Source organism: Verrucomicrobiia bacterium (assembly GCA_035577545.1).
Lineage (GTDB): Bacteria > Verrucomicrobiota > Verrucomicrobiia > Palsa-1439 > Palsa-1439 > Palsa-1439.
In genome coordinates, this window is the sequence record DATLVI010000046.1 from 19,119 (window position 1) to 44,390 (window position 25,272).

The following is a 25,272-nucleotide window of genomic DNA, read 5'->3' on the forward strand; positions in this document are numbered from 1 at the left end:
GTCGGCCCATGCACCCGAAGGTCAATCGGATCAACGTCGTTTTTCTCTACGCGCAGGATCTGGCGAAGTTGCGCCCCTTTTACGAAAAGGCGTTCGATCTCACCGAGCCGTTGGTCGATGCGAAATGGTGGGTGGAGTACGGGCTGGGGGACGGCTCCCACCTCGCGCTGCATCAGGCCGACGCGGCGCATTTCGAGGGTGCCAATCGTCTAAAGAACACCGTCAAATTCAGCGTCGATGTCAGTGATATCGAGCATTTCATCAAGAAGCTGACTAATCTCGGCGCGGTATTTCACTATGGTCCACGGCTGGAATACGGTTTTTACCTTGCCGAGTTCGAAGACCCCGAAGGCAACTGCGTCCGATTATATCAAAAGGTCGGAAACAAATGAACGCTCAACGTTCAACGCTCAACGCCCAACGCTCAAGTAACGGCAAGAGCTATGACCTCGAAGATCGGCTATTAGAATACGGCGCTGATGTGATTCGTTTGGTGGAGCGTGTGCCTAGGACGCAAGCGGGAAGCCATGTCGCCGGGCAGTTATTGAGGTCAGCCACATCACCCCTGTCGAATCACGGCGAAGCGCAAGCTGCGGAGTCTGTTGACGATTTTATCCATAAGCTGAGTCTTTGTTTGAAGGAATTGAAGGAGTCCCGTCGTTGGTTGCGGCTGGTTAAACGCGTTCCATTGCTCAAGCCAGAGACGCAAGTTGACGCACTTCTCGATGAGACGGAGCAACTCATCCGGATTTTTTCCACCAGCATCCGAACGGCGCAGAAACGGAAACTTGACGGCAAACGCGGCAGTACTTTGCGTTGAACGTTGATTGTTGAATGTTGAACGTTGAGAGTTGAGGAGTTTTTATGGCTACACGAATTGAAAAGGATTCCATGGGGCCGCTGGAGGTGCCGGCGGACGCTTACTACGGCGTGCAGACGCAACGGGCGGTGACGAATTTTCCGATCAGCGGCTGGCCGTTGCCGCCGCGACTTATCCACGCGATGGGCCGCATCAAACGCGCGGCCGCGAAGACCAATCTCGACCTGGGCTTGATCGACAAGAAGATTTCCGATGCCATCGTGCAGGCAGCGACGGAAGTGGTGGATGGGAAACTCGACGCGCAGTTTCCCGTGGACATTTTCCAGACCGGCTCCGGCACTTCGACGAACATGAATGCCAACGAGGTGATTTCGAGCCGGGCCAACGAGATTCTTGGCGGCAAGCGCGGCGACAAGTCGCCCGTACATCCCAACGACCACGTCAATCTCTGCCAGTCCAGCAACGATGTGTTCCCGACGGCGATTCACATTAGCGTGATTGAGGCGATTCGCGAGGAACTGATGCCGTCCTTGGAGCATTTACAGAAGACGCTTGCGAAAAAGGCGCAGGAATTTGACGGTGTGATGAAAATCGGGCGTACGCATTTGCAGGATGCAACGCCGATTCGGCTCGGGCAGGAGTTTTCCGGTTACGCGACCCAGGTCAAGTACGCGCAGGATCGTGCCGAAATGACCATGTGGGCGCTCGATGCGTTACCGCTCGGCGGTACGGCTGTCGGTACTGGATTGAACGCTCACCCAGAATTCGCTCAGCGAACGATTGAAAAGCTCTCCAAAGAGTTGGGAGTTCCGTTGGTCGAAGAAGAGAATCATTTTGAGGCAGCGGCGGCGCGCGATGCGTGCGTGGAGGCGAGCGGTCAACTGAAGACCATCGCGGTGAGCCTGGCGAAAATCGCCAACGACTTTCGGTTGCTGGGCAGCGGTCCGCGCTGCGGTATCGGTGAGTTGAAGATTCCGCCCGTGCAACCCGGCAGCTCGATCATGCCCGGCAAAGTGAATCCCGTCATTGCCGAGAGCCTGATACAGGTTTGCCTTTGGGTGATCGGCGCCGACCTGGCGGTCACACTGGGCGGACTACAGAGCTTCTTCGAGTTGAATGTCGCCATGCCGCTGATTGGGACGAATATGCTGGAGAGTGTGCACCTGCTGGCCACGGCCTCGCGCAACTTCGCCGATGCCTGTGTGAAAGGAATCGAAGCGGACAAGGAGCGCTGCGAATCGCTGGTTGAGCAGAGCCTCGCGATGTGCACCCCACTCGCTCCCGTCATCGGCTACGACAAGGCCGCGGAGATTGCCAAGAAGGCGTACAAGGAAGGCAAGACCGTCCGCGAAGTCGCGCGGGAAATGTCGGGATTGAGTGAGCAACAGCTTAGTGAGATTTTTAACCTTCATGCGTTGACCGAGCCCGGAATTCGAGGGAAGGGCGGGGAGTAAGATGATTCAAGGGGCAGACTACTACGTCTATGTTTATATTGATCCTCGAAATCTCGAGGAGTTCTACTATGGCAAGGGGTGCGGTAGCCGAAAGGACGTGCATATAGACGCTGCTGGCAATTCGTCCAAAGCAAAGCGAATTGCTGCGATTCGCAAAGCGGGGGAAAAGCCAGTCATTCGCGTCATCGCCCGTGGCTTGAAAGAAGAACAGGCGTACTTGATTGAAGCGACGCTTCTGTGGAAGCTCGGGAAATTTACAACCAATCAGGTCGCAGGTCATTTCCAGGAGAAGTTTAGGCCACGTGATACACTTCATCGAGAATTACCAGGTTTCGATTTCCAAAATCGTCTCTACTATTTCAACGTGGGCGAACGTCCATACAGGAAATGGGAAGATTATCGTAAGTATAAATTCATTTCTGCGGGGCAGGGTGCGCGATGGCGAAATGCCATTCTCGGCTTTCATACCGGTGACGTGTTCGCAGCATATTTGAAAGGGCATGGATTTGTTGGGATTGGCCGAATCAAGGAGTCAGCACTAAGAATCAATCAGGTTGTGATCAACAGCAAGCCACTCGTTGCTTTGTGCCCGAATATGTCTCTGAATTGCGAATCGGCGGAAAAGTCCGAATACGTGGCGAAGGTGGAATGGATTAAGGAGGTCCCGGCAGAGAAGGCAAAAATGAAATGGAAGAAGGGCATCTATACCACCACGCATATTCGAGCATCCTTGGATCGACAGCCAGAAACCGTTTCATATTTGAGTGAGGCGTTCGGCGTGAAGTTCGATAAAATATTGGCTTGAGGGTTTAAGGTTTGATCAGTCGTAATACAGGTGAAGAATTCCAGACCCTTGCACAACCAGAAACGACAGAGATCCTTCGACAAGTCCCGCAATTCTGCGGGATCCCGTCGCACGACGGGACTCAGGATGACAAATTTAGAAAAGGTGACTCTGAGAAGCGGGCTTCACTTGGGGTGCGAAGTGGAGTAGAATAGCCCTAATGAGTACGGAAGTTCCAACACAAGCTGCGCCGCGCATCGGTTCGGAGAAGCTGATTCGGCTGACGGAATCGGCGGGGCGGAAGGTCGCGCAATTGATGCAGCGCGATGGGGTGGCGAATGGGGCGTTGCGCGTGAAGATCGTGGGGGGCGGGTGCGCGGGGTTGGAGTACAAGATGGATTTCGACAAGAATCCACCGACGCCGAAGGACATTCTTATTGAGTCGGCGGGCGTGAGGGTGCTGGTGGATGTGAAGAGCGCGTTGTACGTGAGCGCGTCGGAGATTGATTTTCAGGACAAGATGATTGGCGGCGGGTTTAAGATTCATAACCCGAATGCAACAGCCACTTGCTCCTGTGGAGAAAGCTTCAGCGTTTAGTCGGGGGTAGATCGTTGCCGCAAACGACAGCGGCGTCTTCGTCTGACTCGGCTCCACTTCGCCCCGAAAGGGTTCGGGGTAAACTCTGGATGACAGAGTGGGGTGAATGCGACGGCGACGTGTTTATGCGGGGAAAGTTTTTCGGTGTAGCGGCGCCTTCAATCTGCGCTTCGCAGAAGCGCAGCTACGACAGACCCAGATATGACGGACGGATTCCGCGCTTGGCAAGCGCGGCTACAGCGGACCCAGATACAACCCTCTAGAACGGATCGATGTCGGGCTGTTTGCTTCTTTCCACAGGATCACGGCAGGCGTTGGTCGCGCCGATCAGGAAGATTCCGTAGACAATCAGGTAGACCAGCCAGAGGTTGAGGTTGTGGAGCCGCATGGCGGTGTACGCGGTGACGACGATGGCGGCGGGCGTGCAGGCATGGATGGCGATGTTCAGCAATTGCGACAATGCCAGCGGCGACGGCATCGAGCGTTCCATGAATGAGGCCACCATTGAGAACAGGTACGCCTGCAGCAGACAACTCAACATCCCCAGCAGCACGACCAGCAGCCATCCCAGCGGCACGGCCAGCCAGAGCAATGCCCGGGTGAGATGGCGGAAGTACTCGCCGTTGACCGCGCCGTCGGGAAATCCGCGGAGGCTTTGCAATCGGGTGCTAATAACGGGAGTTGGGGCGTTGGTCAAAGTCACCCAGTAGAGAAAGCTGTCGGCGGTGAAGAGCACACCGAACACGGCGTTGGAGTCCGGGGTGGCTACTGCGTTCGAGGTATCGAGGACGAAGCGCACGTCGTTGTCGCCCCACGAATACGGCTGTGGCGCCTGGGTCGCGATCTTCCCGTCGTGAATGGAGAATTCGGGACGGCGGTCGTCAAAGCGGCGCGCGAATTCGTCGATTCCCTGCAAGGCGGTTGGGATGCCACAGATGACCAGCACGACCGCCAGCGGGACCATCAGCTTGAGCAAATGCTTTACCGAGGTCGAGAGGGGCAGGTCGCGATACACGCGATAGGTCGCGAAACCGCTGCACAAGGCGATGACAGAACGGAGGAAGTTCATAGGTGCGGCTGGATCTCGCTCAGAATGACGGCCTCGGACGGCTCACAAGCGCACCAGCCCCGATTTGGTCGGGGCCAGCGTGCGCCGCGGTTTCGCGGTTTTGGCAAGCTCGGCCAGCGTTTCCTTCTGCATTTTCTTTAATTTGCCCGCCAGGCTGACGCGCGTCGCGGTGTCCATGCGGTCGACGAAGAGGATGCCATTGAGGTGATCGACCTCGTGTTGCGCGGCGCGCGCGAGCAGCCCCGTGCATTCGAAAACCAGTTCCTTGCCGTCGAGGCCCGTGGCGCGGACCGTTATTTTCTCAGCGCGACGGATCTCGGCGTTTATCTCCGGGATGCTTAGGCAACCTTCTGAAGCGATCTGCTCGCCTTCGGGCTTGCTTAGTTTGGGATTGAGAAGGACGAGCGGCATGGACGTGGCAATGTCGAGGGATTCGCCGCCGAGAATCAATTGCGAGGGCCGCTCGGAACTGGAGACATCGATGACGGTAAGCATCAGCGCGTGGCCGACCTGCTGCGCGGCCAGGCCAACCCCGTCTTCAGCGCGCATGGTTTCAAGCATGTTGGCGGCGAGTTCACGGATTTCTGGCGTGACGCGTTCGATGCGCCTGCCTTTCTCGCGCAGCACAGGATGACCGTATTTGATGACTTCCAGAACCATGCGCTGAGTATACCCGCAGCGGGGGAACGCGTCAAAGTGGAAGTCCCGCGGTCAAACAACCGCGAGAATATATATCGTAAATCGATAGTTTTTACTGGACACGGTGCAAGGCGGTGGCTATAGTCGGCGCGTGAATTATGAGTTGAATCCGCCTTCACCAAGGCTTCGATCGTCGCGCTTGGCGCCATGCCGGACGAGTCGGCGCGACACGCGAGGGCCTACATACGTTTCTGCGAAACGAACCCATTTCATTTTTGAAAAGTTTTCCACGTATCAGATTTATTTGCAGATACTTGTGATGTTTGCAGAGGTGTTTGCAAATGGGTTCGTTTTGGGAAAACAAACCCATTTTGGGGGTGTTTTGAGGGTGTTTTCATCGAAAAGTGGGTTCGTTTCGGGGGAACGAAGCCTTTCTGGGGGGGCGCGACGGTGACGTCCAACCACGTTCAAGCGGAGGCGCAGCTTGCTCCTTATTTCCCACCTGTGCTAGAAAGCGGGGCAAGGAGGTGCTTCGTGCCGTTGGAGGGACATCTGGTCAGGGTGGTGGCGTTGCTGGTTGCGCCGTTTCGGGATTTCGGGGCGGTGTGGCTGGGGCTTGTGCCGTTGTACGTTTCGTTGCTGTTGGGCGAACTGTACCGGAGCAAGGTGTCATTTGGGCATGCGGTGGGCAATGGGTTCGTCATGCTCTGGGCGGGCGTGAACTGGGCGATGCACCTGTCCAATCTCGGTTTTTTCTCTTACTTGGGGAACATCAAGGACCGCACGGCAATCGCGTGGATCGTCGCGGCGTGCGCGTTCGGGCTTGGCATCTTCACTATCGTGCTGGGGCTGCGCAAGAAGGACCGCACGCTGTGCCAGGTCCTGGGGCACACGCGGTTCTCGGGCTATTTTTTGATCACCTTGTACCCGATGCAGGTCGGGTTGGTGACGTGGAACTGGCCGTCGCTGGAATCGATCCTGATCTTCGCGTTGCCCGCGTGGTTTTTCATTTATCTGATCGGCCGTCTCTTGAGGGTTTTCATGAAATGAGCAAGCAGCCACTTCCTTACACGCGCGACTGTTTCGTTTGCGGCGCACACAATCCGCATGGTCTCCACCTCCGCTTCCGCCGCGAAGGGGACGAAGTACACGCCGACTTCACGGCGCAAGTTCAGCACGCGGGGTTCCGCGGGATCGTCCACGGTGGGATCCTTTCGACCGTGCTGGACGAAGCGATGTTTTGGGCAGCCGCTTCGACCCAGAAACAATTCTGCCTCGCCGCGGAACTCAATGTCCGCTTTATCGAGAAAGTCACCGTGGGGCAGAAACTTGTCTGTGTCGCCCGGCTAAAAGCGAATCGCGGCCGCCTCTGGGAATCGGAGGCGGAGTTGCGCGACGAGCACGGCAAGGTTTATGCGCGCGCCATGTGCAAACAAGTCCCGATGAACGCGGCCGCGATGAAAGATGCCGCGCTGGATTTTCTGCCGGACCCGGCGACTGCGGAGGGGCAGAAACTATTTGAGGGGCTGATGTGATGCCCAAGGCGCTGTGTTTGACCGGATGGGGGCCCGGTCGTAGTGTATGAGTGACGGGCGGGAGGCGTTGAGGTGCACCATGGACGAGCCACCGATCAGTCGTGACGAACAGGAGAAACTGTTGCGGTGGGTGCGCTTGACGATTGGGGCTGCGGTACGCGGTGAGCGGCAAGGGAAAATTCCCGAGACGGAAGTGACCGAAGGACTGCGGGTGCCGCGCGGCGTGTTCGTGACGCTAAAAAAGCACGGTGAGTTGCGCGGCTGTATCGGGAAGATGGATTTCGAGCGACCGCTCTGGACGAACGCCGTGGACGCGGCGGTTGCGTCCGCGTTGGAAGACTCCCGATTCCCACCCGTCGCACCGCAAGAGCTTGATGAAATTGCGATCGAGATTTCGATCTTGAACCCGCCGGAAGAATTGCCAGAGCCCGCGGGGTTCGATGTCCGGCGGCATGGAATCATCGTGCAGAAAGGCTGGCGACAAGCGTTGTTGCTCCCGAAAGTTGCCCAAGAACAGGATTGGGACGCAACGAAGACCCTGGAGATGGTTTGCCAGAAGGCGGGCCTGCCGGCGGACGCATGGCGCGATCCGGCGGCGCGGTTGCAGGTGTTCACCGCGTTTGATTTCTCTGAAAAAAGCGAAGAAAACTTTTAGGATGGGACAGAATTTCCACGGAGCTGTGAGTAAATCAGGAGCCCAGCAGCTTCTGGAAACGCTGGCCGTCGTCGGTCATGGCCAGATTGTTGAACAGGCAGTAGGTGGGTTGTCGACCCGCGCAGATCGTCCGCAACCGGGCGAACTCTTCGCTGGTATAGCGGTGGCGCGGACCCGTCACTCCGTGAAGGCGAAAGTAGCGAACCTTGCCGACGGGAATCGGTTCGGTCTTGAAGGGATCGAGCACGGGGATCAGATCAAGTTCCTTGCACAAGGAAGCGATGAGTTCCACATCCCACTCGCCGCGCGGTTCCCAGCCCATGTGGAATTTGCCGCGCTTGGCGTGCTCGAAGAAACGGCGCAGGTTGGCGATATTTTCCTTCGTCGGACGGAAACTTTGGGAGCACTGGAAGAGCACCAGGCGCGCACCGAGCGCCCTGGCCACCTTGAAAGTTTCATCCCACGCCCAGCGAATTGTGGGGTTGAAACCGAAGTGACCGCAGTGTTCGCGATCGCCGGCACCGATACGCGTGCGCTGGTAGGTTGGGCTGGTCGCGCGGTGAGTGATGACCTGCCAGGCCTTGATGGCGAACTCAAAGTCGGGCGGCGCCGCAGCGCGCCAGCGGGCGGCAGTTTCGACCCTGGGCAGTTGATAAAAGCTGGAGTCGATTTCCACGCATGAGAAAGTCTGGAAATACTTCTCGTGCGCCGTCGCAAAGCCACAGCAACCGACCCTCACCTGTGGACGCTTGGTTGGCACGGCGGCGGATGCTAGCAGGAATGTTCGGACTTGCAAAGCTCGAGTGCTGGCGGCATCCTTGGGGTGAGACAGGTGCCGCATGAGCAAGCAACCAACGAAGGCCAAGTCGGACGAGATTGTGGTGACAAACCAGGACATACTTTTTGATTGTCCCTCTTGCGGGAAGAGTCTCGTGGTGGACGTGAGTGCGGAGGGAATGATCGTTGATTGCCCGCAGTGCCGCACGAATGTCATCGTACCTCCGCGATCGGCCGCACGCACCGAGCCGCCCGCGTCGGCTGTACGGGCTGCGCCGTCCAAAGAAGAAGCCAAATCCGCGGAGGAGGCCCGATTGGGCGCAACGGATGTTCCCGCTCAAAAGCGGCTTGCCGTCCTGGCCGGCCAGCTCAAGGAAATCCAGGCGCAACGCGGCGAGGTCACGGGCCGTATTGCCGCCCGCCTGAATGAAGTTAACCGGGACCTCGTCATGCTCGCGCGCCTGGAGACTTCGCAGCAGCAAACTCTCAGCGAGTGGAACAATCTGGTCGAAAAAATCTCCAACGCGTCGCACGTGGACGAGGTCGATGCCTCCAAGCCGGTCGTTATCGGGTCGAGCGTGGACAAGGGTAGTCGGACGCGTGTCTCGTTCGGCGAGTGACGCTCAACCCGCGGTGGGCGTGAGCGCCGGCTCGCGCGGCGGCAGGCCGGGTGAAGCGGACGCCGGTGCCAAACTCTTGATCAACACCTTCGAATTGCGGCCGCTCTGGTCATATTGCGTCCGGCGGGCGGGCGGCAAATCCTCGGGCGTGCCCTCGGTGTAGCCGAGTTTGTGCTGGAAGAAAGTAAAAGCCTGGGTTGATAGACAAAAGATCCGCTCAACACCCTGTTCGCGCGCCAGATTCTCGGCGAACAACGCCAGCTTTGTGCCAATGCCGCGATGCTCGTGCGCGGGGTTGACGGCCAGGCTCGCCAACTCGGCCTGTTTTGGATCGGGTTGGGTGTGAAGCGCAATGAGGCCGACGATATTATTGTCGATCTCGAAGACGTAGTATTCGCTGATGTGCTTGTCGATGCTGCTGCGGGTGCGTTTGACGAGTTGCTCGCCCTGGATGGACGGTTTGATCAACGCCATGATGTGACGAATGTCCTTGCGCATCGCTTTGCGAACCGCCTGGTATTCGTCCGCGTAAATCAACGTACCGATGCCTTCGTTGGAGAAGACCTCGGCCAACAGCCCTTCATCGACCTGGCCGTTGATAATGTGGACGCGCGGAACGCCGCCCTGGCTGGCGCGCAGCGCATGTTGCGCCTTCGAAATCATCTCGGGCACAAATTTGTCAGCGGAATTTTTCAGGGACGCTTCGAGTTCCTTGACGGACATTTGCGAAACCAACTTGCCGTCGATCTCCAAGCCGTTCGTGCTGCCAATGAACATCAATTTCACCGCGCCCAGCTCGCGCGCCACCTCAACGGCGACGGCGTCGGAATTTAACCGGTAGGTGTGCCCGTTGCCGTCGAATCCGAGCGGTGGAATGACGGGCACGATGCCCTTGTCGAGGAGGGTGCGCAGCAACTCGACATCGATCTGGTGCACCTTGCCGGTGTGCTGATGGTCGATGCCCTTGATGATCCCCAGCGGGATGGATTCGATCGCGTTGGTCTGTGCGGCGCGAATATCGTTCAGTTTCAGTCCCTCGAGAATCTCGTGGGTGACGTTCGTGGCCGCCGTGATGGCGATACTGAGCGTCGCGGCATCGGTTACGCCCGTGCCATCGTGGTTGGAGATGGGCTCGTGAAGGCGTTCTGACAACAACTTGATCTGGTGGCCCGCGCCATGAACCAGTACGATGTGGATGTTCAGGCTGCGCAGCACCGCGATGTCGAGCAGCAGGTTGCCGAAATTCTCATCGGCCACCACCGAACCATCGACGGCGATGAGAAACACCCGGTCCCGGAATTGCGGGACGTAGTGCAAGATGCCACGGAGATCAGTTGGTTTCATGTGCCTGTGGAACTTATACGCACCACTGGCTGTTTTTTCAACAGAGGATTTGAGTTTCGTTACAAGGCGGCTGGTTGTGCGTCGATCTGAAAGGATGAGGTAATTGATCGTCTGACATTTATCTCTGTGATTATGGTTGACGGTATCGCATGGATCGGGAGTTAACATAATGCTCAACTTCATGCTGAAAGGTATGGCCATCGGGTTCGCCATCGCGGCACCCGTGGGGCCGATTGGTGTGCTCTGCATCCGTCGCTCTCTGGCGGGGGGGCGGCAGATTGGGTTGGCCACGGGGTTGGGCGCGGCGACTGCCGACGCTGCTTACGGTTGCGTGGCGGCTTTTGGCCTCACGGTGGTGTCGGGCTTTCTCGTTGGCCAGAGAGGGTGGCTTGCCTTTCTTGGTGGTTTGTTTCTGTGTTACCTCGGCATTCGAACTTTCATCAGCAGACCGGCCGAGCAAGCGGCGGGAGTTCGCGGCGACGGGTTGCTCTCGGCGTACTTCTCGACGCTGCTCCTAACCCTCACGAATCCGACAACCATTCTGTCTTTCGTCGCGGTGTTTGCCGGTTTTGGGTTGGCGGGGACCCCGGGTTATTTGGCTGGGAGCTTACTGGTCGCGGGCGTGTTCCTTGGATCGGCTCTCTGGTGGCTGTTGCTCAGTAGCGGCGTGGCATTGTTTCGGTCGCGAGTCAGCTCCACTTGGATGCAGACCGCGAACCGGCTGTCTGGTAGCGTCCTCTTTGCGTTCGGCCTTTACGCACTCGCGACATTATTTTTCAGGTGATTGTCGCGCATATTCGACGAACGAACATGCCGGCCCATCCTCCCGAGCGGTCTCCATCCATTCGCGGCGATCGTAATCCGGGAACTTCGTGTCCCCATCGATGCGTTGGTGTACTTCGGTGACGAACAGGTTGTCGGCCAGCCGCAGTGCCAGTTGATAGATCTTGCTTCCACCAATGATGAACACAGAATCCTGGTTTTGGCCGCGGCAATGGTCGAGAGCGGCGTCGAGACCGGCAAATGTGAGCACTTCAGGCGGCGCGGTAAAGTTTGGGTTTTGGGTAAGGACGATGTTGGCGCGACCGGGCAGTGGCTTGCCGATGGACTCATACGTCTTTCGCCCCATGATGATGGGGTGGCCCATGGTGAGTCGTTTGAAGCGCTGCAGATCCTCACGGATATGCCAGGGGATTTTGCCTTTGTCGCCTATCGTACCATCTTCGCTCATGGCGACAATCAGGGAGACTTTCATACAGCCACTTTGAATTTTATTTTCGGCTGGGGGTGATAATCGACCAACTGAAAATCTTCGAACTTCACTTGATCGAACGGTTTTTTGGCGATCACCAGACGGGGTAGGGCATACGGCTCGCGCTTGAGCTGCTCGCGAAGCCCGGGTACGTGGTCGTATTCGGTCAGGCCACTGTCCGGTGCGGCGGTGTAGATATGGGCATCGACGATGGTATGGCTGAAGAATCCGACATCCAGCCCGACTTCCTGGGCAATCATTTGCGTGAGCGCGGCATAACAAGCCAGGTTGAAGGGGATGCCGAGCGCGATGTCACCCGAACGTTGCGTGAGGTGACAGTTGAGTCGATTCCCCTGCACGTTGAACACAAAGCTGTAATGGCAGGGTGGAAGCTTGCTGGTCTCCGCGTTACCCGGTTCCCAGGCGGTGACGACCATGCGGCGGCTGTATGGTTCTTTGCGCAGGGTGTCGATGACGAATTGAATTTGATCCACTTCGCGCACCTGCCACGTACCACTGGCGTCCCGGTAAGGGTGGGGGAACCGCCGCCAGTAACGGCCGTAAGCGGTTTCAAGATTACCATCGGCATCGGCCCAGGCATCCCAAATCTTCGTGTGCTGGCGGAGGTTGCGGATGTGGTCTTCGCCGGAGAGATACCAGAGAAGCTCGCGTAGCACGGCCGTCCAGTTGACTTCCTTGGTGGTCAGCAGGGGAAATCCCTGGGAGAGATCGACCGTGTAGTGGGCGCCGAACCACGAAATCGTGTCGATCCCCGTGCGGCTCTTTTTGAGTTTGCCGTGATCGAGAACGAGCCTCACCAAATCCAAATACTCTTTCATGTCGGTAAACGGTGTGCGGAGCGGTGCGGCTGGTCGCGTTGCCCGAAAGACACCTCCTTCGCCGCAACAGATTTTAACGAGCGTGCGCAGAAAATCCAGACGATTATGCCCGACAACGCCGGAAACGTATTCTCAACGGGACGTCAGATAGGGTGCTGGGTTCGCCGACGATGTTCGGGCTCGCTGCCTTCGGATGGCGGGGTACCAGTCGCGGGGTCGAAAAACAGGGTCTCAGTCTTGACGTCGGTGCGGCGCGGCTTGGTCGTGAGGGCAGGTTTCGGCTGGTGCGCGCGCTCATGCCCGAAAAGGATTGTCTTGGAGGTTTTCAAGAGGACATACATGTCGAGGAAGAACGACATGTGTTTGATGTAATAGAGGTCGAATTGAAGTTTCCGTCGTGACTCCTCGATACTGGCGGCGTAGGGGTACATGACCTGCGCCCAGCCTGTGACGCCCGGCGGCACGAGCAGGCGTTCGGCATAAAACGGGATTTTTTCCGAAAGTTTGTGGATGAACACAGCACGCTCGGGTCGTGGGCCGACCAGGCTCATGTTGCCGGAGAGAACGTTGAAGAGCTGCGGAATCTCGTCGATGCGGAATTTCCGCAGCCACTTGCCCACGCGCGTGATGCGTGGGTCATCTTCAATCGCCCATACCGGGCCAGTAACGCTCTCCGCATCCACGCGCATCGTCCGAAACTTGTACAGGGTAAACGGAATGCTTTCGCGCCCGAGGCGTTCCTGCCGGTAAAAGATCGGACCCGGCGAGTCCAACTTCACCAGGATTGCCGCCACGGCGGCTGGCAACGCCGAGACCAGCAAGCCGACGGACGAAACGAAAATGTCCGTCAATCGCTTGAGTCGGCGGATATGGAAGCGCGAATTGTTCATCGATGCCATGAACAACCATTCGTCATCGATATGGTCGAGGGGAATCTCCTGCGCGAGTTCCTCACTGAGCGCGACAAAATCGACCAATTCAATCCCACGATAGCGAAATGAGCGCAATTGCCGGAGGAGGACCGGTTCCGCCTCCTGGCCCGCGGCAAGGACCAAGCGTTCAATGTCGTACAGCTCAACGAACCTCTCCAGCGTGTCGAGCGTTCCGAGCACGGGATAATCGTCAAAGAATCTGCCGACGCGGTCGCGCTCATTGCCGCAGTGGATGAGGCCAAGGATACGAAGATTTGCATGCGCATTCTGGCGGATCAACTCGATGGCCTTGCGCGCTTCACTTGTCGTGCCGATGATCAGGCATCGTTGCGACATGAACCCGTGGCGACTCGCGGCGACATATATGAGCCGCATGCACACGACGGCCACGAAGATGAATGCGGCAAAGCCAAGGAAGATGCCGCGCCCGATCTCGATCGATAACACCGCAAAGAAAACACCCGTAATCAGCAGCGCGCCCAGGGAAACGGAAATCACCGCCGCGGCCACGGTCTTACCCAGGCTTTGGAGTCTCTCGGACTCGTAAAGACCGCCGATGTAGAACGCCAGGATGAACACCGCCCAGGAAATCAGAATCGCCGACTGGCGCGCATGCAGGTAGTCGAGGCCGCTGGTCCAGCCCAGCCGCAACATGACCGCCGCGACCATTGCCAAGGCAGTGCAAATCGCATCTCCCATGGCGAGGAGAATCTTCTTCCGTGGCAGACGACTGGAGCGGGAAACGATCATTGTTTATCTATTCGGCGCACTGCTTCGATGACGAGAACTTCCTTGATGAACTCACCCAGCACGGCAAGCAGTAGGATACGCGATTTTCGGGGAAAAGCAAGGCGCTTTTGGGAAGACAGAACCACTCTTACATGCTATATTTCAAGCACTTGGAATGAATCGCGACATTTCGGCGCTGTCGGACCAGTACTTTGACATCTTGGTCATCGGAGGCGGCATTTTTGGGGCGGGTGTCGCCCGGGATGCGGCACTGCGCGGACTCCACGTGGGTTTGGTCGAGAAATCGGACTTTGCCAGCGGCACTTCCAGCCGTTCCTCCAAGCTGATTCATGGTGGATTTCGCTACCTGCAGCAACGCAATTTGAAGTTGGTCTTCGAGGCCTGCCGCGAGCGACGGATCCTGCAACGGATTGCCCCTCACCACGTGCGACCGCTCCCGTTCCTCTTCCCGATTTACGAGGGTGGCTCCCTTTCGTTGGCCAAACTGCGCCTCGGCATGACGTTGTACGATTGGCTCGCCCTGTACCGCAACATCGCACCGCACCGCATGCTCTCGGCAGAGCGCGCCTTGGAAAAAGAGCCGGCGCTTTCCCGGCAGGGCCTACGAGGCGCAGTTATGTTTTACGATTGCCAGGAAGACGACGCGCGCTTCTGTGTCGACCACATTCTTCACGCCGCGGAACTCGGCGCGGTCTGTCTCAACTACTGCACGCTCACGGACTTTGTAACCCGCGAAGACCGCATCGTTGCGGCCCGGGTGCGTGACGAAGTTGGTTTGTGTACCTCCGAGGTGACCGCCCGGGTGTTTATCAACGCGGCGGGACCGTGGGTGGACCAGGTGCGTGCGCTCACACCTTTTGACGGCGACTCCACGCGTCTCAGCCCGACGAAGGGAGTCCACTTGGTGCTGCCGCGATTAACACAGGGTCACGCGGTTGCATTTCAAGCCCGCAGCGATGGGCGCGTACTCTTTGTGATTCCCTGGGGCGACTACTCGCTGGTGGGGACTACGGACACGGAGTTTCGCGGTGATCCGGACGGCGCTCGCGCCGAGAGGGCCGATGTTGAGTATTTGCTGGCCGAAGTTCGGGCACTGTTTCCAGACGCATCCTTGTCCGAGGCGGAAGTCGCTACAACATTCACCGGCGTACGCTCGCTACTGGCCTCGGATATCGCTTCACCATCGGCACGCTCGCGCGAGCATCGGGTAGCCCGTCATGGGCGCAACCTGCTGAGCATCGTCGGCGGGAAGTACACGACCTACCGCGCCATCGCCCAGCAGGCCGTCGATGCGGCCCTCAAAATCCTGAAGGTGACGGCCCCGCCGTGCCGTACCGCGGAGGTTCCATTGCCGAACCACCGTCCCGCGCCCACCGGCGAGAGGATCTCTGATTCGCCGACCGTCTGCGTTAGTGACATCGCGTATGCTTGCGAAGAGGAGATGGCCGTTACGCTTGGCGACGTCATGCGGCGACGCACCCCGCTTGCGTTGAGCCGTGCGGGTGGGCCGGAGGTTGCCCTGCGAGTGGCGCGCGTGATGGCGCCGTTGCTAGGTTGGAGTCCGGACGAAGAACGCGCGCAATTCGAGCGCTACGCCGAAGAATGGAATCGAAATCTCCCATGACCAGGCGCCCTCTGATTATCGCCCATCGCGGCTTCAGCGGTCGGTATCCGGAGAACACACTGGCTTCCGTGCGGGCAGCGCTCGCACTGGGCGTCGATTTCTTGGAAATCGACGTACAAGAGACGCGTGACGGTGAATTGATCGTGTTCCATGACTACCGGCTCAATCGAATCTGCGGCGTGCGCGGTCGCGTGCGCCACAAAACGCTGGCTGAGATCCAGGGGCTCAACCCGCAAGTCCCGACCCTTCGAGAAGTTCTCAGCGCATGTCGGGGAAGGGCGCGGGTGCTCATTGAAGTCAAGCGGGCAGACCCGCGCAAAGTCGCCGAAGTGATTGCGAAGCTGCGTATGGAACAGGACGTTATCGTCTTTGCGCTTTCGGTGGCACGGATGAAGCAATTTGCCGCGGTCGCTCCCGGTGTTCCGCGCTTTGGCCTCATTGCGCGCAATCCGTTGTGGGCGATGAGGAGGTTGAAAGCCGCGGTGAACATTGAAGGGCTCGGCATCAGTCGCCGACTCGTCATGTCGCCGCGCGTCGTGCGACGGATTCACCGGCGCGGCTGGAAGGTTTTCGTGTGGACGGTCAACCGCGAGGTCGAGATGAAGAGGCTCGCAAGTTGGGGTGTGGACGGCATTATCACCAACCACCCCGACCGCGCCAAATCTTGTCTTGCGCGGCCCTAGGCTTCGGCTATTCTCAGCCCATGCTGCAGATCATTTTCAACCCCGTCAGCGCCAAGGAACTGGCCGCGCTCCCGCGCAAGCTGCAGTTGGAGATCATCGATGGCTTCCAGCTTTTCCCCCACGATTTCGAGAAGGAAGATGAGAAATTCGGCCAGCTCACGCGCGGCGGGAAGAAGATTTACCGTTACCGTGTGAAGGATTACCGCATCTACTTTGAACGGAATGCCGAGATCATCGATGTTCGTTGCATCCTCAGTAAGAATTCACTCAAAGATTTCTTTTTCCGCAGCAAGTTGCCGATTTCGGAAGACCAGCTTCTCCAGGATAATCCCAAGTTCTGGCAATTGCTCGAGTCCAGCGCGGAGAAATAGTTCACTCCAAGAGTCAGGACCACACTGGTTAGGCGGCGGTCGCCGGCGGCAGCGCGCCCGGAATTGTTGTTATGATTGGTGGCGGAAATACGTCGTACTCCGGTCCATACTGAGCGAGATAGTGGAGGGAGTATGACCTCTTGAATATCAGAATGGGCAGCAGTATTACGGTGCCCAAATAGGGCATGAGCATCAGGCAGCCGGCGATGCAGCAGGTGGCGATGATAGCGGCCAAGACCATCACGCCAACCGCCAATCCCAACACGATCTGAAATAGCAGGTACACGACGAACTTGGCGACATGGGCCGAGAGGAGGTGGCCCAATTCCCTCCAGCCATCAAGACATTTGCAGCGTCGCAAGAACATGATCGGCACTACGAAGTCGGCCGTAAGTTTCCCAATTACGAAGAATACAGTCCCCAATGCAATAATTATCAGACCGACCCCGATCAGTAGTATGATGACATGGATATCCGGCGCTCCGCGATTGACCATCCTCATGATCAGCAGGGCCGTGACGATAACGAACGGGACCATGGGGATCATCCATACCAACCCAAGGACAAGGCGGAATACGAACAGGCTGTTTCCTTCGATGACGAACTTGCTCCAGGGCACTTCGATCTCCGCCTTGTTGAGCGCGACGCAATGAAGAAACATGAATTGCCCGCGGCTCCGGAGCCACAACAGCACCACCCCGGCCGCGAGGCTAAGAAATACCAGCGCTGCGACCAATGGCAGGATCCAGAAGAGATTGTTCATCACAAATCGTTGGGCTTGCTCGAATACTTCCCGCGCGTTTCCCCCGCCGCTTCCTCCTTTGTGCTGTGAGCCGCCGTAGTTAAAGGAGAATCCCCGGCTACCCAAACCAGCCAGCCACGCGCAAAAGGCAATGGTAAACCATTTACTTGGGTCGAAAGGTTGAAACAGCATCACCTTCACCCGTTCGAAGGCCTTGCTTACGGGGATAGTAACACTGATATTCTGTGAGTGCACGGCCACGTAGTCACGGCTGAGGTTTCAATGCGGCTGTGAACTTTGGAACGAGTTCGAATAGATCGCCCACTATCGGCACAACTTTGGGCCGGGCGCGGCGTTTGTTCAAGGTCATCAACGGCGCGTCGGCGTCTTTGTTGAAGGCGATGATGGTGGCGCGCTCGCCGATATAATCCACGTGCTGCGGCGCGCCACTGACGCCGATCGAGATGATCAGCTTCGGGTTGACGGCGGTGCCGGTCTGGCCGATCTGCTGGTCGGGCGCGAGTAGTTTCAACTCTTCCACGACCTTCCGAGTTCCGCCGAGGAGCACATTCTTTACGCCGATTTCCTCAAGGCGCTTCTTCAGTGGGGCGATGACCAGGTCGAAGTTCTCCTTGTTGCGCAACGCATAGCCGACGTCGATGATGAACTCGGCATCGGCGATGGACTTCACGCCGGCTTCCTCGTGTGCCTCGCGCAAGGCCGTCGCAAGATCGTCCGATTTGGCGTCATACTCGAATTCCAGTGGCACCAGCGAGACCCGCTTATGGCTTTCGGCTTTTGGATCTCCGCTTGCGCCGGCGGCCACGGTCATTACCAGTGGGTGCTCGGCTATCTCGGTAACGGTTGCGACGCGCTGTACCTTGCCGCCGAATGCGGGCATCACGAGTTCAACCGTCCCGTTTTGCGGCGCGACGTCGACGACGTTGTAGCAGGCCTGCACGCGTGGGAATGTCCGGGCAAATTGCGCGAGCAGTTCGTTGGCCCATGTGCCCGAGGCCAGCATGGCGGGCAACAAGTCCTTCCATATCGTCTGGAGCGCGGCAAGTAACGCGGCCGGCATTGCCTCGGCCAAGTGCGGGCTGCTTACGAAATAAATCGAGCGGGCGTTTACGCGGGCTGCGATGGAGCGCACGGTGCGTTCGTCAAATTGTCCCAACACGAGAACGTGTAAAGGCAGGGTCAGGGCTGCCGCGCACGCAGCGGCAGTCTCGAGGCCTTCGTGTTTGTCGGCCGTCGCCAGGAATACGGCAGTCTCGCGTCCCGGTAATTTCTCTTTCGTGGCCGATTCCACTTTGCCGTTGTAAGAACCACCGCCGCCTTGGGCGATGATCTCGATGCCGGCAATCTTGCGTACCAGCGCGGCGATGGCTTCGGGGGTCGATTCAAACTTCTCTTCCACGGCCGGTTTCTCCGGCAACTGATAACGACAGCCGCTGCGTGGCGCGGTGACGAGTTGCAGGGCGTCGATAACTTCCAGCGGTTTGTTCAGCGCCTCAAAATAGCTGTCGACACAGAAATCCAAATCGACGTCACCTTCCGCCATTGCCAGGACGACCGGGCGATCGGTGGGAATGGATGTGTTTGGCTTCAGGAGATGGATGATCGTTTGCCCGCCATTGACAGTGAATTCCTTCACGCCGGAGAAATGGGACGCGCCCAAGTTGCCGGCCAGTACGGCGGCCAGGATGGCGTCACCACAAAGAACGAGGTCGCAGGGCAGTTGTTTCTGGCCCGCCAGATCCGCCACCAACCGCGCGACGTCGTGTGGGTTGTCGGGAAGGTCGTCTGTCTTGATTAACGCCGCGTTATCGGCACCGAGCGCCAGGGCTCGGTGCAATACCTCCGTCGCATAGCCCGGCGCAACCGTGATGGCCGTGAGAGTAACTTCTTCGGAAGCAGATTTCAGTTCGACGGCGCGCTCCAGCGCTGTGCGGCTTGTGGCATCGATATCGAAATGTGTCTCGAGTAGTTCGCCATTTACGATGCGCGGCAATGGAGAAAGAACGGGAATGATATTCAAGACGACCAATATATGTAGCGGGCTGGTGACACGGTGTATGGGCGCAGCTTGTGATGTCTCTGTTTTCTCCTCGGCAGCTTCCAACGCGAGGAAGGCCACACGAACTTCCGGTGGATAGAGACCTTGCTTTAGCAGAGCAAAATCACGATCAAATTCGCCGTGGAGACGCTCTATTTCTTTCTTGGCGTAATCCAGATAGGCTTGAGAGGAGCGCTCTGCAAAAGTGCGATGAGCCGCGTCCGATTCGGTGCAGTTCTGCTTGAGCCATTCGGTGCGCCACAGGGTTGAGTCCATCGTCTTGATGTACCCGGCGATATCCGCCAACCTGAACATCGTGGGTTGAAAGCTCGCGTTCTGCCACACCTGTGCGCCAAAGGTGTCAACCGCGCGCTTGAGCGCACGCGCCAACGCGAACTTCTCGGCCCCGAGGGACCCGACCGGCGGCTCGCCTTCCCATTTTTCACATTGCGGCAACACGTGGTCTACGAGGTCGCGCAGGATAAGGAAGCGCTGCACTTCGTTGGTGCCTTCGTAGATGTTGAGGACACGGGCGTCGCGGCGGTGTTTTTCCACCTCGTGCATTTGGGTGCAGCCTTCGATGCCCATGATTTTTTCGGCGGCGCGGATGGTGCGATGGAGGGCTTCGCTGGCGTAGTACTTGCCAATGGCGGACTCAGTACGGACGGATTTCGTACCGTGGTGATCGGCGCGGCCGATGAGTTCGTAGGCTAGTGATTCGGTAGCGTACAACTCGGTGGCCATGCCGCCGAGGATTTGCAGCACCCATTCTTCTTTGTCCAATTCGTGTTCTTTGATGAAGGCGCGCGCCTGCTCGACGATTTTCGCCATCATCGACACGGCGCTGACGCAAAGGCCGAGGCGACCAACGTTCAATGTCTCGAGTGCGTTGACCTGTCCGCGGCCCTCGATGCCGATGACGTTTTCGCGGGGGACGCGAACGCTGGTGAGGCCGAGTTCATTTGTTGGCGAACCGCGCTGGCCCATCTTTTCCTCATCCTTGCCGACGATAAGGCCTTCGGCGTAGCGATCCACCATGAAACCGGTCGGGCCTACCTTCGTGCGGGCATAGAGGCAGAAGACGCCGGCTACATGACCGTTCGTGATCCACATCTTGGCGCCGTTCACCTCGTAATACTCGTAGAATTCCTTGTCACCTTCGCGACGAATCTGGGCAATGTCGTGGATGGGAATGCGCTTTCCATTGTGCTGGTAGTAACGGAACTTTGCCGGGTCATCGGTCTTGTAATCGTACTCGCTGTAATCGATCTTTGTGAGGTCGATCGTCGCGGTATCGATGATGTTCTTACGTTCCTTACCGATCAGGAAGTATTTCGCGCCGTCGACGTCAGTCAACACTTCGACCTTTTTCAATTCCGCGCGAGTCTGGACGCCGCCGGAATCGCTGCCGGCGTTTGGTTCGGTCAACGCAAACGCGCTGATCTGGCCCACCGAGATGAGTCGTAGAAATAATTTGTGAGCTTCGGCGCGGCGATCGAGTTCAGCGATGACGGCTTCAGCGCGGGGGCGGAGTGTGTCCAGCGTGGCGAGGGACAGTTGTAACTCGCTCTTGAATGCGACGAGGTCGGTGCGCAAGCCGGCGCGACCCGCATCCATGAAATGGGCAAGGAATTCGCTGGCGATGGCCCGCAGCATCGGCTTCTTGCCGATATTCGTCTTCACTTGTTCGCCCAGAGCGGTGAAGACCTTTTTCACTTTGAGCGCTTCGGGAGATTCGAGCATGCGGAGGATGCGGGCGATTTCGGATTTGAGATTTTCGACTTGGGACTGGTCGGAGAGGAACTGCTGCAGATCTTCCTTCGCGCGCGGTAAATCCTGGTTGAGGCCGAGGAGGATTGGCGTTGTGCCGATGCTCGAGTGAGCCATGATGGTCAGCGCGTAGGACGGGTCGGCGTAACGCATCGAGAGCGGGCAGAGGATGTAGTAGTGCGCCTTGAGCAGGCCCTGGCCGCCGAATTCCGTGGGGATGTACATGCGCATGAAGCCGCGCGCGATCATGTCGCGGACATCGGCGAGCGGAATCATGTGTAGTTTTTCGACGAGGCGATAGTAAGGGAGGCCGTCGAAGCGGGCGTTCCAAAACTTTCTGGTGAAATACCTGTAGAGTTGATCGTAACAGGCTTGGAGTTCAGTATCGGCGTGCAACATTTCGGGCGTGAATCGCCAGCCATTCGGATCGAACGGTTTTACGAGGAAATCGCCGTAATCATATTCCTGGTCGGTCTTAAGCGCCTCGCGATAATTGAATGACGGTAGTCGTTCCAGCGGCGCTTCGATATATCCATGCTCAATGACTTCCGCGGCAGGTCCGGAAGTGAGTTGCGGCACGGCCTGGTGGGCTTCGAAGAATTTGACAATCTCCGCTTCGAGTTCGGTTGGATCAAGAGCACGTTGCTTGACAGCTTCAAGGGCAAGACGATGGAGTTTTACCTCTGCGTCCGGACCGAGCTGCCGTTTCAGTTCCATATCATCGAACAGCATGTGGGAGAAGCACACACTGTCACGGTAGAATTTCGAGAGCACGTCGTCCTCGCTGTAAGCGGTGCCGCCGAAGATTTGGCCGGCGTTATAAGCCAGGCTACCGGAATCAGGGCCGAAGGCCGTCGCGGCGAGTATTTTCACCAGGGACGGCTCCTTGTCGGCGTAAGGAAGCAAGGCGCCTAAGAGATAGACCTGTGCTTCCATATCGCTCAACAGTTTCTTCACGGATCCGAATTTGGCGATGCCGTCGCGACCGTCTTCGTCCTTGAATAGACCGGGAAATTGGACGCGGCTGGTGGCGTGTTGGCGGCAACGTTCCAACAACATCTCGCCCGCGCCCAGCGCGATGGCGCAAACGTCGGCGGCGACCTGTGACAACGTCGGGGGCTGCTCCGGTACGAATTCCTTCCAGGCGCTGCGGGCGGCGGTGAGGCCGATCCACGGTTGGTCGGTGAGTTCAGCGCGGGCGGCGACCTGCGCGGAATAGATGCCGGAGACAAGCGCGGCCAGTGACGGATCGCGGCGCGACAGTTCGCGCAAGATAACGGGGCGCGGCGGCGAAGCGGTGTCGGCGAGGACGCGGAGGAAGTTTTTCTGTTCTGGCGATAGCGGCCGGTTGCGTTCGAGGTCTTTGATGGATTGTTTTGAAAACAGTTTGTCGAGACGCGAAACCATCGCGGCGCGCGCTTGTTGAGGCGTCTCGGTCGCCGCCGGGGGAGGTGGAGGAAGCTGTTCCAGCAACTGTCGCGCGTCGGCTTCGGCCCAGAAGAATTTGCGGCGCTTGGCGTGGGTGAGAATGCGGACAATTAGCTTGTCGATTCGCGGATCTTTGATGGTGACGGCGATGGACTGTGCTTCGGTCAATAATGATTGGAGCCAGCGCGTGCGGCCGGCATCGATGTAGCGCGGGCCGGCATATACAGTGCCGCAGAACTGGTGAAGCTTGGCGGCCAGTCTGTAGGCCACGTCCCCCGAGGCGGCGGTTGCATTGTCGCCGTGTGAGGGCACGCGGCCTACAACACCCCCTTGTTTCATTAGCGCCAACAGTTTGCAGTTCGCCTCGGTTGGCGCGCTGAAGATTAATCGCTGGTGGCGCTGGCGGGTCCAATCGACGTCGTTGGGGGCTGAACGCCAGCAGGTTTCGCATTTGATGCAATTCTCGAAATTCACCACGAGTTGCGACTGGCCGAGGTCGTCGGTGTGGCATTCGTATACTTTCGCGGGGCAGACGTGCCAGAGAGGGGAGTCAGCGATCTTTGCGCGGTTCTCGAAATTCTCGGGACGGAACACCTTGATGTGCGTGTGGTCCTCGGAGAAGTAGCGGATGAGAGAGAGCTTTTCTTCCCATGGCTGCTCGATTTTGACAGCATCGGGGTCGAGCTTGAGGCGCTGTCGAACGAGGGCCAGATTTTTTTGGAAGAAGCTGGAGAGAAATTTTTCCGGTGACGGACGCGTGATAAGCAAGTGGACCAACTCGCAGATCCATTGAATGGGCATCAAGACGATTAGTGCGAATCCAAAGACCACGGGAAGGAGATGGTCGGTAAGCTTCAGGCCGCGGCGGACGGCGGAAATGGCACTCCTGAGTTTGATCGGTACCGGAGTTGTATCATTGGCGTAAACGTGATTGGAGGCCGTCGACAGGGCCGAGGGCAGTGTTTTGAACAGACTGGAAATGGGCCAGATGAAATTGGTTTGCGGTTCGCCGTCCACGCGGAATTCCAGGAGGACTTCGCCTGATTGTGCCGGCGGAGTCGTTGAGAGCGTGCTGCCGGTCTTGCTTTTCTGGGTCAGACCGAGTGCGGTGCGTTGTTGCCCGAGGTCGCGAAAAAATTCACCCCAGTTTTTCAGCGGGAGAGTTTCGCGGGTAAACTTCGCAAGTTGCCAAAGCCTTTGGTGCGGGCCCAAGGCCGGGTTGCTTGCGATGTAGAGAGAGCCGGTTGCAAGGTCGGCGGCGCGACCGAAAAATACGCGGGTGTGCTCGACGTAGTGCGGCCACTTTTCGAGAAACTCGACATTTTTGAAGTAATGCGTTTCGCGGAGCGGACGTTCGTAGAGTTCTTCGAGGACGGGACGCGAAAAAGTTTTGTTGTCGGCGCGGGCTTGCTTGACGGCGTTGGCGAACAAGCGTCCCATCGCGGTGGCGGGGCCGGTAAAATTGGGGTAGGGGAAATCGAGGCCGATGCCGGTGGCGGCGCCGCCAATGGCGAGGCCGTTGTCGACGAGTTGCGGTAATTCGCGGAAGCCGCCGCCACGAATGATCTTTGCGCCGTAGGCGGATGAGCGACTGTGGTTCGTCCAGCGACGGACTTCGGGCAGGCCCTTGAACCATTCCATGAGGCGGTTGTGGTCGCCGCCGAACTCCTTGCTGAGGTTGTCGAGTGGCAGCACTAGGCCGAGCGAGAGACTGGCCTTGTTCGTGTAAAGGAAGCCGCCCATGTTGAGGTTGGCGGTGCGGTTGTGGATCGACCCATTGCGCAAGAGGATTTCGAAGGCCGCGCCTTCCCCTTGCGGCAACTCGAACGTGTGCTCGATGTAATCGGGGTCGACCTCGATGACTTCCTTGATGCCTTGCAGAAAATGCGGCGCGCCGGGCTCGACGTTGCGCTCGTAACCCTCCTTCGTCACGAGTTGGGATGCGTCGCCTTCAGCAAGGAACACGACATCGGCGTGGACCGAACCACGGTCGGTGTGAACGCCGACGATGTGGCCGTTGTCGTCGCGGAGCAGGCCGTCGACCGTGGTTTCCGTCAGGATCTCCGCCCCGAACGACTTCGCAAGTTCGGCCAGATAATGGTCGTAGGTGGGGCGAAGGACGGTGTAGCAGTTGGCGAACGTGGCGGGGTTGCGATAATTCAGGCCCACGAGGGAATGGCCGTTATAGATGTAGAAGCCGCGCTTGGTGACGGGACGTTCGTAAGCGGAATCGCGCACAGCCTGTTCGCCGAGGACATCCGGCTGGGTGAGGTTTTCCGTGAAATAGACAGCGCCCGACCAATTCTCCGCTCCCGGGAACACACCCGCCTCAATGACGAGCACCGGGATTTGCGCTTTGGCCAACGCGATGGCCGCCGTGATGCCGGCGGGTCCTGCTCCCACGATGATGACGTCGTATTTCCAGGAAGCCATGCGCGCATTATAGGCAGTCCGAGGCATTTGGAAAGTTTTCCTGAAAATATCGCACACTGCGCGGAACTCTTGTAGTGTGGCGGTGTCGGACATC

The 25,272-nt window shown here is 58.1% G+C and carries 22 protein-coding genes; 13 read left to right on the top strand and 9 right to left on the bottom strand.

Features of this window, described 5'->3' with window-relative positions; all coding sequences use genetic code 11:
• The first annotated feature begins 8 nt into the window (after positions 1-8).
• The 5 genes from VNL17_16900 (at position 9) to VNL17_16920 (ending at position 3,656) form a co-directional block, all read left to right on the top strand.
• Positions 9-392 (top strand): VOC family protein, encoded by a 384-nt coding sequence (locus VNL17_16900; protein HXI85759.1) that lies wholly within the window; start codon positions 9-11, stop codon positions 390-392.
• The gene (locus VNL17_16905; GenBank protein HXI85760.1) at positions 389-820 is read left to right on the top strand and encodes a four helix bundle protein; all 432 of its coding nucleotides are present in this window, start codon (positions 389-391) and stop codon (positions 818-820) included. The genes VNL17_16900 and VNL17_16905 overlap by 4 nt, the downstream gene beginning before the upstream one ends.
• Before the next feature lie 44 nt (positions 821-864).
• A complete protein-coding gene (locus tag VNL17_16910; protein ID HXI85761.1) occupies positions 865-2,274 on the top strand; it encodes a class II fumarate hydratase in 1,410 nt (469 codons plus the stop codon).
• A gap of 1 nt (position 2,275) precedes the next feature.
• Positions 2,276-3,079 carry a GIY-YIG nuclease family protein gene (locus VNL17_16915; protein ID HXI85762.1) on the top strand — a complete coding sequence of 268 codons (804 nt, stop codon included), beginning with the start codon at positions 2,276-2,278 and terminating at the stop codon, positions 3,077-3,079.
• A gap of 199 nt (positions 3,080-3,278) precedes the next feature.
• Positions 3,279-3,656: an iron-sulfur cluster assembly accessory protein gene (locus VNL17_16920; GenBank protein ID HXI85763.1), complete on the top strand. Its 378-nt coding sequence runs from the start codon at positions 3,279-3,281 to the stop codon at positions 3,654-3,656.
• 259 nt (positions 3,657-3,915) lie between these two features.
• Here the strand turns inward: VNL17_16920 and VNL17_16925 are convergent, their stop codons facing one another.
• The gene (locus VNL17_16925; GenBank protein HXI85764.1) at positions 3,916-4,725 is read right to left on the bottom strand and encodes a DUF1189 family protein; all 810 of its coding nucleotides are present in this window, start codon (positions 4,723-4,725) and stop codon (positions 3,916-3,918) included.
• 42 nt (positions 4,726-4,767) lie between these two features.
• On the bottom strand, positions 4,768-5,385 hold the full coding sequence (def, locus tag VNL17_16930) for a peptide deformylase (protein HXI85765.1): 618 nt from the start codon (positions 5,383-5,385) through the stop codon (positions 4,768-4,770).
• 513 nt (positions 5,386-5,898) lie between these two features.
• Here def and VNL17_16935 point away from each other — a divergent pair.
• The 3 genes from VNL17_16935 (at position 5,899) to amrA (ending at position 7,554) form a co-directional block, all read left to right on the top strand.
• Positions 5,899-6,414, top strand: a complete 516-nt coding sequence (locus VNL17_16935) for a hypothetical protein (protein HXI85766.1) — start codon at positions 5,899-5,901, stop codon at positions 6,412-6,414.
• Positions 6,411-6,899, top strand: a complete 489-nt coding sequence (locus VNL17_16940) for a PaaI family thioesterase (protein HXI85767.1) — start codon at positions 6,411-6,413, stop codon at positions 6,897-6,899. Before VNL17_16935 ends, VNL17_16940 begins: the two co-directional genes overlap by 4 nt.
• Positions 6,900-6,978: 79 nt before the next feature.
• Positions 6,979-7,554 carry an AmmeMemoRadiSam system protein A gene (gene amrA / locus VNL17_16945; GenBank protein HXI85768.1) on the top strand — a complete coding sequence of 192 codons (576 nt, stop codon included), beginning with the start codon at positions 6,979-6,981 and terminating at the stop codon, positions 7,552-7,554.
• Between the two features lie 34 nt (positions 7,555-7,588).
• Here the strand turns inward: amrA and VNL17_16950 are convergent, their stop codons facing one another.
• Positions 7,589-8,314 (bottom strand): DUF72 domain-containing protein, encoded by a 726-nt coding sequence (locus VNL17_16950; GenBank protein ID HXI85769.1) that lies wholly within the window; start codon positions 8,312-8,314, stop codon positions 7,589-7,591.
• Positions 8,315-8,393: 79 nt separating this feature from the next.
• On the opposite strand from VNL17_16950, the gene VNL17_16955 reads away from it, so the two are divergent.
• The gene (locus tag VNL17_16955; protein HXI85770.1) at positions 8,394-8,951 is read left to right on the top strand and encodes a hypothetical protein; all 558 of its coding nucleotides are present in this window, start codon (positions 8,394-8,396) and stop codon (positions 8,949-8,951) included.
• A 3-nt stretch (positions 8,952-8,954) separates the two neighbouring features.
• Here the strand turns inward: VNL17_16955 and argA are convergent, their stop codons facing one another.
• Positions 8,955-10,295, bottom strand: coding sequence for an amino-acid N-acetyltransferase (gene argA / locus VNL17_16960; protein HXI85771.1), 1,341 nt, complete (start codon positions 10,293-10,295; stop codon positions 8,955-8,957).
• 166 nt (positions 10,296-10,461) lie between these two features.
• Between argA and VNL17_16965 the strand changes: the two genes are divergently transcribed.
• Positions 10,462-11,079 (top strand): LysE family transporter, encoded by a 618-nt coding sequence (locus VNL17_16965; GenBank protein HXI85772.1) that lies wholly within the window; start codon positions 10,462-10,464, stop codon positions 11,077-11,079.
• Here VNL17_16965 and VNL17_16970 read toward each other — a convergent pair.
• The 3 genes from VNL17_16970 to VNL17_16980 form a co-directional block, all read right to left on the bottom strand.
• Entirely contained in the window at positions 11,065-11,550 is a 486-nt protein-coding gene (locus VNL17_16970) for a dihydrofolate reductase (GenBank protein ID HXI85773.1), read from the bottom strand. The two genes, VNL17_16965 and VNL17_16970, sit on opposite strands and share 15 nt — an antisense overlap.
• A complete protein-coding gene (gene thyA / locus VNL17_16975) occupies positions 11,547-12,386 on the bottom strand; it encodes a thymidylate synthase (GenBank protein HXI85774.1) in 840 nt (279 codons plus the stop codon). Before thyA ends, VNL17_16970 begins: the two co-directional genes overlap by 4 nt.
• 143 nt (positions 12,387-12,529) lie before the next feature.
• Positions 12,530-14,017: a sugar transferase gene (locus tag VNL17_16980; protein ID HXI85775.1), complete on the bottom strand. Its 1,488-nt coding sequence runs from the start codon at positions 14,015-14,017 to the stop codon at positions 12,530-12,532.
• Between the two features lie 205 nt (positions 14,018-14,222).
• Between VNL17_16980 and VNL17_16985 the strand changes: the two genes are divergently transcribed.
• The 3 genes from VNL17_16985 to VNL17_16995 are packed head-to-tail and all read left to right on the top strand — an operon-like array spanning position 14,223 to position 16,746.
• Positions 14,223-15,692: a glycerol-3-phosphate dehydrogenase/oxidase gene (locus tag VNL17_16985; protein ID HXI85776.1), complete on the top strand. Its 1,470-nt coding sequence runs from the start codon at positions 14,223-14,225 to the stop codon at positions 15,690-15,692.
• A complete protein-coding gene (locus VNL17_16990) occupies positions 15,689-16,375 on the top strand; it encodes a glycerophosphodiester phosphodiesterase (protein ID HXI85777.1) in 687 nt (228 codons plus the stop codon). The genes VNL17_16985 and VNL17_16990 overlap by 4 nt, the downstream gene beginning before the upstream one ends.
• 20 nt (positions 16,376-16,395) lie before the next feature.
• Positions 16,396-16,746 (top strand): hypothetical protein, encoded by a 351-nt coding sequence (locus tag VNL17_16995; protein ID HXI85778.1) that lies wholly within the window; start codon positions 16,396-16,398, stop codon positions 16,744-16,746.
• A 28-nt stretch (positions 16,747-16,774) separates the two neighbouring features.
• Here the strand turns inward: VNL17_16995 and VNL17_17000 are convergent, their stop codons facing one another.
• Both VNL17_17000 and VNL17_17005 read right to left on the bottom strand, forming a co-directional pair.
• Positions 16,775-17,743 carry a hypothetical protein gene (locus VNL17_17000; protein ID HXI85779.1) on the bottom strand — a complete coding sequence of 323 codons (969 nt, stop codon included), beginning with the start codon at positions 17,741-17,743 and terminating at the stop codon, positions 16,775-16,777.
• 10 nt (positions 17,744-17,753) lie between these two features.
• Positions 17,754-25,178, bottom strand: coding sequence for an acyl-CoA dehydrogenase family protein (locus VNL17_17005; protein HXI85780.1), 7,425 nt, complete (start codon positions 25,176-25,178; stop codon positions 17,754-17,756).
• Positions 25,179-25,272 lie beyond the last annotated feature (94 nt).